Source organism: Acidovorax sp. (genome assembly GCF_046294525.1).
Classification (GTDB): Bacteria; Pseudomonadota; Gammaproteobacteria; order Burkholderiales; family Burkholderiaceae_C; genus Acidovorax.
Genome location: NZ_JBKBKQ010000007.1, coordinates 139,614 through 151,814, shown reverse-complemented (window position 1 = coordinate 151,814; position 12,201 = coordinate 139,614). Strand labels below are relative to the sequence as shown.

Sequence of the window (12,201 nt, the reverse complement as noted above, 5' to 3'; positions counted from 1 at the left end):
GCTCTTTGTTTGGGGAGGTGCGGTCGAATCAATACGTGTCCGCCACACGCACCGCACCGGGCTGCGCACGCGGATAAGGCTCTGCCGCGCGGGCGGCGGCGCCGTCGTCCACGCGGAAGCCCTTGCCCTGCAGCACCACGGGCGTGCCGACGGCAGTGGGTTGGGCGCGCGTAAAGCGCCGCAGCGAGCCGTCCTCCATGCGCACCGCGATCTGGTAGACCGTTTGCGTGCGCGTGCGCTCTTCCACCTTGTGGCCGACATAGCCGCCGCCCACGGCACCCAGCACCGTGGCGGCGGTGCGGCCCGAGCCCTTGCCGACCTGGTTGCCCACCACGGCCCCCAACACACCGCCGGCGACTGCCCCCACGCCCGTGGCAGGGGCCGCTTGTTGCACGGCCTGCACAGACTCCACCCGGCCACAAGTGGCGCAGACCACCGGGGCGCGGTCCGCAGCGTAGAGCGGCGGCTGGGCACGCACTGGCTGCGAGGGAGCGGCATATGCCGCAGGGGGTGCGGACAGGTTAGCTACGTTTTTAGGAGCTGTTGGCGCTTTACTCATAAGCGCTGGCGGCATTTTTTCATCAATAATTTCAGCTTCTGGGGTGCGCGCCGCGGCAGCCACGGGATGACCCCCGCTGTCGGCAGCTGCCGATGCGGGTGGCCGGGTCTGGGCCCACAGCGCAGCGCCAAGCGCGAGCACACACACAGCCAGCGCGGCCATGGCGGCCCACATCCACCGCAGTGTGGTCACGTGGGGGGCGGTGGCCACAGGGCCGGCGGCGAGCGGGTGTGAAGATGCGGATGGGGAGACGATGAGTGGCATGGACTTTCCTCCAGGGCCCGAGGCCCAGTGAACGACTGCGTGGCAGCGTACCCGCAGTACTCCCGATAGCCGCTGTCCGGCCTGTAAAGGACGTAAGAAGCTGTTTTTATCGGCAAAGGTCAGGAGCGCCGCTCGCGTACTTCCTGGAAAGCACGCGCGCAGCTGGCAGAGAACAGCAGCACGGCCGACGAGAAGAAGATCCACATCAGCAGCACCACCAGCGAGCCGGCGGCCCCATAGGCCGACACCACGGCCGCCGTGGCCAGATACCACGCCAGCAACTGCTTGCCCACCGTGAACAAGGTGGCCCCCACCACAGCGCCGCCCACAATGCAGCGCAGCGGCGGCTTGGGGCCGACGCCAATGCGCATGAGCCCCACAAACAGCGCTACCGCAAAGCCGAAGGCCACGGCTTCGTTGACCAATTGCAGCGCAGGCGCCAGCGGCACGATGGACAGGTGGGCTCCGGCCCAGTTGGCCAGCAGGTTGATAACGGTGGACATGGCCAGCGACACCAGCAGCAAAAAGCCCAGCGCCAACACATAGGCCAGGCCGCGCAGCCGCAGCGATGCCATGCGCCACCACGCTGCGCGCTGCTCACCGGGCCCGTCGCCGCGCCACAGCTGCGACAGGGCCGACTGCAGTTCCACAAACACGCCGGTGGCGCCTGACATCAACACCACAAAGCCCACAAGCGAAGCCAGCCGCCCCTCCGACGGGGCCTGTGCGCTGACCAGCGCCCCACGCACCACCTCGGCCACCTGGGGGCCCATCACGGCCTGCACCTGGGCGATCAGGTTGGTCTCCAGGTAACTGCGGTCCATCCACCAGCCCAGCACGCCCACCAGCAACAGCAGCAGGGGCGCCAGGCTGAGCATGCCGTAGAACGACATGGCGGCACTCATGCGCAGGCCCTCGGCGTCCAGCCACATTTGCGCCGCCCGTCCGAAAGGTACGAACGGACGCCACACGGGCTTGGCCCACTGCAAGGCACGCTCCAAGGGCGACGGCACCGTTGGGGACGATGGTGAGGTTTCTGCGTGGGACGCAGGGCTTGAGCTGGCGGTCATGCGGCGAGGGTAACGGGAGCAGCGCGGCGCGCCCAGACCGGCACGGCGGCAATACAAGTAGGCGTTTTCTGACACACGCATACACCGCGTTGAGAGGGCTCTGCGGCGCAAGACCCTCAAGCGACAGGATCGCGCAGAGCGCTGGACATAATGCGCGCATGCCGCCCCAGCCCTCCGCCCCGCGCAGCCCCAGCGCGCGCGACCTGATGACGACATCTGCGACGGACCGCCGTGCGGGCCAAGTGGCGGCCGAGCAGAATGACCGCCATTTCGTGACCGCGCTTGCGCGCGGCCTGGAGGTACTGGCGTGTTTTCGCAGCGGCGACGCCTTGCTGGGCAACCAGGACATCGCCCAGCGCTGCGGGCTTCCCAAGTCCACCGTGTCGCGCCTGACAGCCACGCTCACGCGCATGGGTTACCTGATCCACGTGCGCGAAAGCAGCAAATACCGGCTGGGCACGGCCACGCTGTCGCTGGGCAGCGCGATGCTGGCGCGGCTGGACGTGCGCCAGGTGGCGCGCCCGCTGATGCAGGAGCTGGCGGACTTTGCCCGCGCCGAGGTCTCGCTGGGTACCCGCGACCGCTTCTCCATGATCTACGTAGAGAACTGCCGCAGCCAGGCGCCCCACGCCCTGAGCCTGGACGTGGGATCGCGCATTTCGCTCACCACATCGGCCATGGGCCGGGCCTGGCTGGCGGCAGCACCTGCACGGGAACGCACCGAGCTGCTGGCGCAGATCCAGCAGCGCAATGAAACGCGCTGGCCCGCGCTGCAGCAGGGTTTGGATCAGGCCTTGCAGGACTACCGCAGCCTGGGCGTGGCCACCTCATTTGGCGAGTGGCAGAAGAAGGTCAATGCCATTGCACGCAGCTTCCAGCCCGGCGGGGGCCTGCCGCCCATGGTCATCAACTGCGGCGGCCGCGCATCCCAGGTGTCGCAAGAGCTGCTTCTGGGCGAGGTGCGCCCGCGGCTCATCGAGATCGTGGCGCGCATTGAGACCGCGCTGTACCGGTAGGCCCGGCCGGGCGTGTCGCCCCGTGTCCACACCGTCCAGTGCACCGCGCGATTGCGCAGAGTGTCCAACGTGACAGCCCGGAGACGCCAGGGCCGCTAGCATGCCCGCTCACAGGAGACAAACACCATGAGCGTGCGACAACTTTTTGACCTGACGGGCCAGGTGGCCCTGGTGACCGGCGGATCGCGCGGGCTGGGCCTGCAGATGGCCGAGGCCCTGGGCGAGATGGGCGCCAAGCTCGCCATCTCGGCGCGCAAGGCCGACGAACTGGCCGAGGCCCGGCAGCACCTGGAAGGCCTGGGCTACGAGGTGCTCACCGTCGTCAACGATCTGCAGAAGACCGAGGACATTCCGGGCCTGGTGGACCAGGTGGTGGAGCGCTTCGGCACCATCGACATCCTGGTCAACAACGCAGGCGCCACCTGGGGCGCCAAGGCCGAGGAGTACCCCGACGCGGCCTGGCACAAGGTGATGGACCTGAACGTGAGCGCGCCGTTCTTCCTGTCGCGCGAGGTGGGCAAACGCTGCATGATCCCGCGCGGCAAGGGCAGCATCATCGTCACGGCTTCAGTGGCAGGCCTCAAGGGCACGCCGCCGGGCATGAACACGATTGCCTACAACACGTCCAAGGCCGCAGCCATCCACTTTGCGCGCACCCTGGCTTCGGAATGGGGGCACTACGGGATTCGCGTCAACGCCATCTGCCCAGGATTTTTCCCCAGCAAGATGGCCAGCGGACTGATTGAAAAACTGGGCCCGGCCATGATCGAGCGCACGCCGCTGCGCCGCATCGGCGGAGACGAGGACCTCAAGGGTGCGGTGGTGTTCCTGGCCTCCAACGCGTCGCGCCACATCACGGGCGAGAGCATCGTGGTGGATGGGGGCGCCAGCCTGATTTGAGACACCCCCCTGAGCCGCTTCGCGGCTTCCCCCCGCTCTCGCTGCGCTGCGCTTGCGGGCAGGGGGACGACGCCCTCGCTGTGGGGCGGCCCTTGCTTGGCGTCCCGCGCCTGGGCCGCGCCAGTTGCATCGCGCGATGCCCGAATCCGACCCACTGAGAAGATTGGCCCACCCATGTCCGACCGCCACCTCGCCCATTGGCCGCCCGGCCTGTCGCGGCATCTCACGCTGCCGCAGACCAACCTGTTCCACAACGCCGAGGTGTCGGCGGCGCGGTATCCGGACAAGCCGTTTCTGGTGTTCTACGACACGCTGGTGACGTTTCGGCAGTTCCGCGATCAAGCGGAGCACATCGCGGGCTTCTTGCAGCAGGTGTGTGGGGTGAAGGCGGGCGACCGGGTGCTGCTGTACATGCAGAACAGCCCGCAGTGGATCCTCGCGTTCTACGGCATCCTGCGGGCCAATGCCGTGGTAGTGCCGGTGAACCCGATGAACCTGACCGACGAGCTGCGCCACTACGTGGCCGACAGCGGCGCCACCGTGGCCTTCGTGCCGCAGGATTTGCATGCGCAGGCGCAGCCGCTGGTGGACCCTGCAGGCGGCGAAGGCACGCTGCAGCACCTCATCGTGGCGGCCTACAGTGACTACCTTCAGGTGCCCACCGACCTGCCCGTGCCCGCTTTCGTCAGCGCGCCACGCCAGGCCATTGATGCGCCGGGCGTCACGTTGTGGAGCGATATGCTGGCGCAGCAGCGCACGCCAGGGCCGCTGACAGCGGGACCGGACGACCTGTGCGTGATGCCCTACACCTCGGGCACCACCGGTCACCCCAAAGGTTGCATGCACACGCACCGCAGCGCGATGAGCACCCTGGTGGGCGGGGTGCAGTGGTTTGCGCGCACGCAGGATGCCACCTACCTCGCGGTGCTGCCGCTGTTCCACGTCACGGGCATGTCGGGCAGCATGAATGGGCCACTGTTCATCGGCGCCACGGTGGTCGTGCTGCCGCGATGGGACCGCGACGCCACGGCGCTCTTGATGCAGCGCTATCGCATCAGCATCTGGCAGGCCATCTCCACCATGGTGGTGGACTTCCTGGCCAACCCGCGCATTGCCGAGTACGACATCAGCAGCCTGCAGGCGATTCGCGGCGGCGGCGCGGCCATGCCCAAGGCGGTGGCGCAGCGGCTGAAAGACCTCACGGGACTGGACTACGTGGAGGGCTACGGCATGTCCGAGACCATGGCCGCCACCCACATCAATCCGCCGCACCGGCCCAAGCCGCAGTGCCTGGGCATCCCTGTGTTCGACGTGGACGCTCGCGTGGTCGACCCGGTCACGTTTGCCGAGCTGCCCCCGGGCGCGATTGGCGAGATCGTGGTGCACGGCCCGCAGGTGATGCAAGGCTACTGGAACAACCCCGCTGCCACGGCCGAGAGCTTTGTCACGTTGGATGGCAAGCGTTTTCTGCGCACCGGCGACTTGGCCCAGGTGGACGAGGACGGCTACTTCTTCATGGTGGATCGCCTGAAGCGGATGATCAACGCGTCGGGCTACAAGGTCTGGCCCGCCGAGGTGGAGGCCATGATGTACGCGCACCCGGCCATCCAGGAGGTGTGCGTGATCGCCGCCCAAGACGAACGCCGCGGGGAGACCGTGAAGGCGGTGGTGGTGCTGCGCGATGCGTTCAAAGGCCAGGTCACCGAGCAGGCCATCATCGACTGGGCCCACGACCACATGGCCGCGTACAAGAGCCCGCGCATCGTGCAGATGGTGGACAGCCTGCCCAAGTCCGGCACCGGCAAGGTGCAGTGGCGGGAACTGCAGGAGCGGGAGCGTGGAGGGCGGTGAGAGGCCGCTCCACTAGAGCTGCTTGCTTTTATTTTGATAGCTGCTAGCGCTTTCTAGATAAGCGCTGCAGGCCGATTTGATTCAAAATCTGTAGTGCGAAGGTTGTCGGGTTACGCCCTGCGGGCTAACCCGACCTCCTTGTGCCTTAGCGCCCGCACCTGCTGATGCGTAGGTCGGGTTAGCCCAACGGGCGTAACCCGACACCCCCCGCGCACACCCCTCACTTCGCCAACGCATCCAGCCGCGTTTCCTTCACCTTGCCGCCGTCCACCACGGCCACGCGGGTGTTGGCGGTGGAGCCGCCGCGCTCGTCCACGCCGTTCATCTCGTGCGGGTTGTGTTCGCTGGGCAGCGACTTGAAGGCCTTGTCCAGCTGTGCGCGGATGGCAGCGGCGTCGGTGGTGGTGCCGGCAAGCTTCATGGCCATGGCGGTGGCGTGCACGGCCGTGTAGTTCAGCGACACCTCGCTGCTCGGGTCGCGGCCGGGGTTGGCCTTGCGGAAGCGCTCCACAAACGCCTTGGTCACGGGCGAACTGTCTTCCACCACCGGCAGCACGCCGATGGAGCCCTCCAGCGGGCCGTAGCCACCGGTGATCTTGCCGATCTCGTCCATCTTGGCCTGGTCGATGATCACGAAGCCGCCCTTGAAGCCCAGTTCGCGCGCCTGCTTGACGACCAGGCCTGTGGGCTCGGATGCACCGCCGATGAACAGCACGTCGGGCTTAGAGGCCAGCACGCGGCTCACGCCGCTGTAGAAGTCGGTGGCGCGGTTGTAGGACATGGGGTTCTCGGCCACCACCTTGCCACCCGCGGCTTCCCACGCGGGCTTGAAGGCGGCCGTCCACGCCTTGGCGTAATCGTGGTCGGCGTTGGCAATGGCCACGTTCTTGCCGTACTTGGCCATGGCGTGGTTGACGAAGGGCTTGATGTACGAGGTGAACTCGGGCGGGATGCGCAGCGTGAGCTTGTTGTTGCGCTCTGTGATCTGGGGCACGCTGGTGTACGACAGCAGCAGCACCTTCTGCGCTTCGTTGGTGGCCATTACCGCAAAGCTGCCACCGGAATGCGGCACCAGCACGGCGGGGGCCTTGTGCTCCTGCACCAGGCGCTGGGTGTTTATGGCGGTCTCGCTGGGGTTGTACTTGTCGTCCAGCGCCACGATCTCCAGCTTGACCTTCTGGCCGCCCACTTCCAGGCCCTTGGCGTTGATCTCCTGCACCGCCATCTCCATGCCGCTGAGCACGTTCTTGCCGTACAGCGCGGCGCCGCCGCTGAGCGGCCCCGAATAGCCGATCTTGACGACCTGCTGCGCGAAGGCGGTGTGGCCGGCGCCCAGCAGCGCAGCCACGGCGAGGGCGCTGGCACCGAGGCGAAGAAGGGTCTTGCGTTTCGTGAACATGGTGTCTGTCTCCTTGGGGTTGGTCTCAGGGGTCAAATGGATTCGTGGATGAGGACGCCGGGAACAGTCACGCGCCGATGTAGGCGCGGCGGACCTCTTCGTTGTTCATCAAGGTTTGCGGCTCACCCTCCATCACGATGCGGCCGCTTTCGATGACGTACGCACGGTGCGCGATCTTGAGCGCGGCAAACGCGTTCTGCTCTGCCAGCAGCACGGTGGTGCCGGCCTGGTTGATGCGCTGGATGACCTCGAAGGTCTGTTTGATGACCAGCGGCGCCAGGCCCAGCGACGGCTCGTCCAGCAGCAGCACCTTGGGCCGCCCCATCATGGCGCGGCCGATGGCCACCATCTGCTGCTGCCCGCCGCTGAGCGACCCGGCCGGGTCGTCCTTCTTGTCGGCCAGGATGGGGAACAGCGCGAATACTTCGTCCAACACCTTCTTGCTGCCGGCTGTGTCGCCGCGGTGCACGTAGGCACCCAGCATCAGGTTCTTGAGTACCGACATGCCGGGGAACAGCTTGCGCCCTTCGGGACACTGCACCACGCCCTGCTGCACGATCTGCGAGGGCTTCATGCCCACCAGCTCCTTGTCCCCATAGCGCACGCTGCCGCCGGCCGCGCGGTGGATGCCGCTGATGGTGAGGAAGATCGAGCTTTTGCCCGCGCCGTTGGCGCCTAACAGCACCACCAACTCGCCCTGCTCCGCGCGCAGGCTCACGCCATTGAGCGCCTGGAAGCTGCCGTATTTGAGCGACAGGTTGTCAAGCCGCAGCATGCTCGCTCCCCAGGTAGGCGTCGATCACGGCCGGGTTGGCGCGGATCTCGGCGGGTGTGCCCTCGGCAATCTTCTCGCCGTAGTTCAGCACCATGATCTTGTCGGCCAGGCTCATGATCATGTTCATCTTGTGTTCGATCAGGCACACGGTGAGGCCGCTGGCGACCATCTTGCGGATGAGCTGGGCGAGGCCCTCGGTCTCGTCGGGGTTGACGCCGCCGGCGGGTTCGTCCAGCAGCACTAGGCTGGGCCCGGTGGACAGGGCCAGCGCAAAGGCCACGCGCTTGCGTTCCTCCTGCGAGATATCGCCGGCCATGCGATGCGCCAGGTGCGACAGGCCCACAAAGTCGAGCGCGTCGCGTGCCTTCTCGCGGCAGATGCGCTCTTCCTCGCGCAGGCGGCTGGAGTTGCGCAGCACGTCGAGCAGGCCCGAACGCGTACGCAGCCGGTGGCCCACGATGAGGTTGTCCAGCACCGTGGCCATGTCGAAGAGCGCCGTGGTCTGGAAGGTGCGGGCCACGCCCAGCCGGGCCACCTCGTCGGTGCGCAGCGCGGTCACGTCGCGCCCCTGCAGCGTGATGGTGCCGGAGCTGGGCCGGTGCACGCCGCTGATGAGGTTGAAGAAGGTGGTCTTGCCCGCGCCGTTGGGGCCGATGATGGCGTTGATCTTGCCGGTCTCGATGGTGGTGCTCACGTTGTTCACCGCCGCCAGTCCGCCAAAGGTCTTGGTCAAGTGGTCGATCTTAAGCACGCTCACCTCCTGCGGCCGGCGTCATGGGGGCCACGGCTGCCGGCTGCGGCTGGGGGGGCTGCGGTGGAGGCTGCTGCGCCTGTGCCGCCCGCCGCGCGCGCCAGCCCAGGTAGGTGCCCACGATGCCGTGCGGCACAAAGATGACCAGGAGCACCAGGATGGGCCCGAACACCAGGAAGCGGTACTCCTGCAGGAACTGCAGGTACTGCGTGAGCCACGGCATGGCCAACGCGCCCAGCAGCGGCCCCAGCAGCGTGCCCAGGCCGCCAATGAGCATGTACATGGTCATGTCGAAGGTGTGCTCCACCCCCGCCACACCGGGCCCGATGAAGCGCACGTACCCGGCATACAGACCGCCTGCGATCCCCGCGTAAAACACCGACAGCATGAACGCCAGCACCTTGTTGCGCATGAGGTTGATGCCCAGCGACTCGGCCAGCTCGTCGCTGTTGCGGATGGCCATGAAGGTGCGGCCCAGCAGCGAATTGACGATGCGCCGCATGGCCCACAGGCCCACCACCAGCCAGAAGAACGCCAGGTAGTACAGCGACAGCGGGGTATCGAAGGTGATGCCACCTATCGGCGATGGCGCCGGTATGCCGATGATGCCCACCGTGCCGTGGGTGAGACTTTCCCACTTCTCGATCACCAAAAACATGATGTAGCCCACGCACAGCGTGAAGATCGAGAAGTAGTGCCCCTTGAGCCGCAGCGACAGAATGCCGATAAAGAACCCCAACACCGTGGTGACCACGCCCGACAGCGCGAACGCGATCCAGAACGGCACCTGGTGGTCCACCGTGAGGATGCCCACGGTATAGGCCCCCACGGCCATGAAGCCGCTGTGCGCCAGGTTGAACTGGCCCGTGTAGCCGGTGATGAGGTTGAGCCCGATCGTCGCAATAGCAAAGATGTAGGCCGTGCCCATCACCGTGAGGTGGTAGTCGTTGCCGGCCATGAGCGGAAAAGCCAGCCCCGCCGCAAACAGCAGCGCCCAGCCCCATTTGCCTTCCAGGTATGCCAAGGCTTTCATCATCAGTGCGCCCCCTTGGTGAACAGGCCCTGAGGGCGTACGGAAAGGATGACCACCAGCAGCACGAAGGCGATGATGTCCTTGTAGTCAGTGGAGATGTAGAACGCGCCGAAGCTCTCGGCAAAGCCGATGATGAGCCCGCCGATGATGGCCCCGGGCACGCTGCCCATGCCGCCCAGGATGATGATGACGAAGGCCTTGGTGATCACTAGGTGCCCCATGGCCGGGTACACCAGGTTGATGGGCGCATACAGCGTGGCCGCCACCGCCGCCAGCACGCCCGAGATGGCAAACGTGAGCATGGCGACCCGGTTGGCGTCGATGCCCACCAGCGATGCGCCGTCGCGGTTCTGCGCCATGGCGATGATGGTGGAGCCGGTGACGGTGCGCGTGAGGAACAGGTGCAGCACCACCATCAGCACCAGCGCCGCCGCAATGATCAACAGCCGCTGCACCGGTGCCGTGACGCCACCCAGTTCGATGATGCCGGTGTAAGGCGTCTGCATGCGATGGAAGTCCGCGCCCCACAGCGCCTGCGCGCCCGCTTCCAGGAACAGCAGAACGCCGATGGCCGCGATCATGGGGTGCAGGCCCGACGCCTTGCGCAGCGGATGGAACACCAGCCGCTCGGCCAGCACGCTGAGCAGCGCCACCGCCGCCGCCGACCCCGCCATGGCCACCCAGTAGTTGAAGCCCCATGCGGCCATCAGGTGCCAGGAGACAAAGGCACCGGCCATGTAGAACGCGCCGTGCGCAAAGTTGGGCACGTGCAGGATGCCGTACACCAGCGTGAGCCCCAGCGCGACCAGGCTGTAGATGCCGCCCAGCGTCAGGCCGTTGAGCACTTGCTGCAGGAACAATTCCATCAGCCAGCCCTTTCCACGGATTGCGCGTTGCGGCCGCTACAGTGCGCGGCGGCCTGCGGCCGGGTGCCGGGGGCGTCCCCTTGGGGGCGTCTGTCCATCGTCTTGCTCCTGAGAAAGGTTGCAGACGGGCCACGCATTGCCAGTGGCCCAGCGAGCCCCGGTTGGCGTGCGTGAATGCAACTTTGGCTGCGACACGCCCGCCGCTGGTCAGGGCTGTTTCAGCTTAATAACGATGGCCCACGGGCCCAACCGGCAGTTCTGCAGTGCAGAACAATTGAGGGTAATCACCCAGCGAATCACGGGTGCGCCAGTCATCTGCGTGACTAGGATCAGCCCCCGGCAGAAACAGGCTGGTACAAACACGGCTTGGGCAGCTTTGCCTCCCGTCCGCCGGCCCCCCCCAATCCACGGAAACCCATCCGCCATGCACACCCCTGCCCTCACCCGCCTCCGCCTTTGCCTTCAACACCACGTGGACCAAGGTCTGCTGCCCGGCGCAGTGGCCCTGGTGCACCACCGCGGCCGAACCGTGCTGCATGAAGCCGTGGGCGCGCTGCGCCCCGGCACACCCGATGCTGCCCCCGGCCCCACTCTGGCGCCCGACAGCCTGTTCCGCATCTATTCCATGACCAAGCCGATTGCATCGCTGGTGGCGCTGATGCTGATGGAAGAAGGGCGCCTGTTGCTGTCATTGCCTGTTGCGCACTACCTGCCCGCGTTTGCGAAGCAACAGGTGTTTGACCCTGCCACCGGCGGCTCGCGCCCCGTGCGGCGCGAGGCCACGGTGCACGATTTGCTGCGCCACACCGCCGGCCTGAGCTATGCCTGGGGCGAGGGCCCCGTGGACCAGGCTTACCGCGCCGCGCGCATCGGATCGCGCAAGCACGACAACGCAGCACTGGCCGCCGCGCTGGGCCCGTTGCCGCTGGTGCACGAGCCCGGCACTACCTGGGAATACAGCCGCGCCACCGACGTGCTGGGCGCCGTGCTGGAGGCAGTGGAGGGTGTGCCCCTGTCGACCATTCTGCAGCGCCGCGTGTTCGACCCGCTGGGCATGCGCGACACCGGCTTCAGCGTGCCGCCCGCGCAGCTGCACCGCCTGGCCGAACCCTTTGCCCGCGACCCGCAGACGGGCGCCGAAGTGGCGCTGAACGACGTGTCGGCCCCGCCCACATTCGAGTCCGCTGGCGGTGGGCTGGTCTCCACCGCCAACGACTACGCGCGCTTCTTGCAGGTGATGCTGGGCCGCGGCACCGCGCCCGGACCGGATGTTCCGCAACACACCGTGCGCTTGGTCAGCCGCGCCACGGTGGACTTCATGACCGCCGACCACCTGGGAGCCCACATCGGCACTGCCGGCGACATCCTGCCCCCCGGCTACGGCTTTGGCCTGGGCGTGGCCGTGCGCCGGGCCACCGGCGTGGCCACCAGCCCCGCATCGGCCGGCACCTACAGCTGGAGCGGCATGGCCGGCACTTTCTTCTTCGTGGACCCGGCCGAGGACATGTTCGCCATCCTGCTCACCCAAGCGCCGGGCCAGCTGCACTACCTGACCGAGCTGTACCCGGCGCTGGTGTACGCAGCGCTGTAAGTGGGGGCACCCCCTGAGCGGCTGCGCCGCTTCCCCCTCTCTCATGCTGCGCGTGAGAGGGGCACGCCGCCAGCGGCGGGCGGCCCTTGCGCGGCGGCCGCGCGCTTGGGCCGCGCCAGTTTCTAC

11 protein-coding genes are annotated in these 12,201 nt (G+C 67.1%); 4 read left to right on the top strand and 7 right to left on the bottom strand.

Annotation, left to right across the window (positions count from 1 at the left end; all coding sequences use genetic code 11):
* Window positions 1-28: 28 nt before the first annotated feature.
* Both ACK4HJ_RS09720 and ACK4HJ_RS09715 read right to left on the bottom strand, forming a co-directional pair.
* Window positions 29-823 carry a glycine zipper 2TM domain-containing protein gene (locus tag ACK4HJ_RS09720; protein WP_409830489.1) on the bottom strand — a complete coding sequence of 265 codons (795 nt, stop codon included), beginning with the start codon at window positions 821-823 and terminating at the stop codon, window positions 29-31.
* Window positions 824-942: 119 nt separating this feature from the next.
* Window positions 943-1,893 (bottom strand): YihY/virulence factor BrkB family protein, encoded by a 951-nt coding sequence (locus ACK4HJ_RS09715; RefSeq protein ID WP_409830486.1) that lies wholly within the window; start codon window positions 1,891-1,893, stop codon window positions 943-945.
* Between the two features lie 206 nt (window positions 1,894-2,099).
* Here ACK4HJ_RS09715 and ACK4HJ_RS09710 point away from each other — a divergent pair, with 206 nt between their 5' ends.
* The 3 genes from ACK4HJ_RS09710 (at window position 2,100) to ACK4HJ_RS09700 (ending at window position 5,660) form a co-directional block, all read left to right on the top strand.
* On the top strand, window positions 2,100-2,909 hold the full coding sequence (locus ACK4HJ_RS09710) for an IclR family transcriptional regulator (RefSeq protein WP_409830539.1): 810 nt from the start codon (window positions 2,100-2,102) through the stop codon (window positions 2,907-2,909).
* Window positions 2,910-3,035: 126 nt separating this feature from the next.
* Window positions 3,036-3,809, top strand: coding sequence for an SDR family oxidoreductase (locus ACK4HJ_RS09705; protein WP_409830483.1), 774 nt, complete (start codon window positions 3,036-3,038; stop codon window positions 3,807-3,809).
* 174 nt (window positions 3,810-3,983) lie between these two features.
* Window positions 3,984-5,660, top strand: coding sequence for a long-chain fatty acid--CoA ligase (locus tag ACK4HJ_RS09700; RefSeq protein WP_409830480.1), 1,677 nt, complete (start codon window positions 3,984-3,986; stop codon window positions 5,658-5,660).
* A 220-nt stretch (window positions 5,661-5,880) separates the two neighbouring features.
* Here the strand turns inward: ACK4HJ_RS09700 and ACK4HJ_RS09695 are convergent, their stop codons facing one another.
* From ACK4HJ_RS09695 to ACK4HJ_RS09675, 5 genes are all read right to left on the bottom strand, one after another.
* Window positions 5,881-7,059 (bottom strand): ABC transporter substrate-binding protein, encoded by a 1,179-nt coding sequence (locus ACK4HJ_RS09695; RefSeq protein ID WP_409830477.1) that lies wholly within the window; start codon window positions 7,057-7,059, stop codon window positions 5,881-5,883.
* 67 nt (window positions 7,060-7,126) lie between these two features.
* A complete protein-coding gene (locus ACK4HJ_RS09690; protein WP_409830475.1) occupies window positions 7,127-7,834 on the bottom strand; it encodes an ABC transporter ATP-binding protein in 708 nt (235 codons plus the stop codon).
* Complete coding sequence (locus ACK4HJ_RS09685) at window positions 7,821-8,585, bottom strand: ABC transporter ATP-binding protein (RefSeq protein ID WP_409830472.1); 765 nt, start codon at window positions 8,583-8,585, stop codon at window positions 7,821-7,823. Before ACK4HJ_RS09685 ends, ACK4HJ_RS09690 begins: the two co-directional genes overlap by 14 nt.
* Window positions 8,578-9,621, bottom strand: a complete 1,044-nt coding sequence (locus ACK4HJ_RS09680; protein WP_409830471.1) for a branched-chain amino acid ABC transporter permease — start codon at window positions 9,619-9,621, stop codon at window positions 8,578-8,580. The genes ACK4HJ_RS09685 and ACK4HJ_RS09680 overlap by 8 nt, the downstream gene beginning before the upstream one ends.
* Window positions 9,621-10,484 (bottom strand): branched-chain amino acid ABC transporter permease, encoded by an 864-nt coding sequence (locus ACK4HJ_RS09675; protein ID WP_409830469.1) that lies wholly within the window; start codon window positions 10,482-10,484, stop codon window positions 9,621-9,623. The genes ACK4HJ_RS09680 and ACK4HJ_RS09675 overlap by 1 nt, the downstream gene beginning before the upstream one ends.
* A 424-nt stretch (window positions 10,485-10,908) precedes the next feature.
* Here ACK4HJ_RS09675 and ACK4HJ_RS09670 point away from each other — a divergent pair, with 424 nt between their 5' ends.
* The gene (locus ACK4HJ_RS09670; RefSeq protein WP_409830467.1) at window positions 10,909-12,075 is read left to right on the top strand and encodes a serine hydrolase domain-containing protein; all 1,167 of its coding nucleotides are present in this window, start codon (window positions 10,909-10,911) and stop codon (window positions 12,073-12,075) included.
* Window positions 12,076-12,201 lie beyond the last annotated feature (126 nt).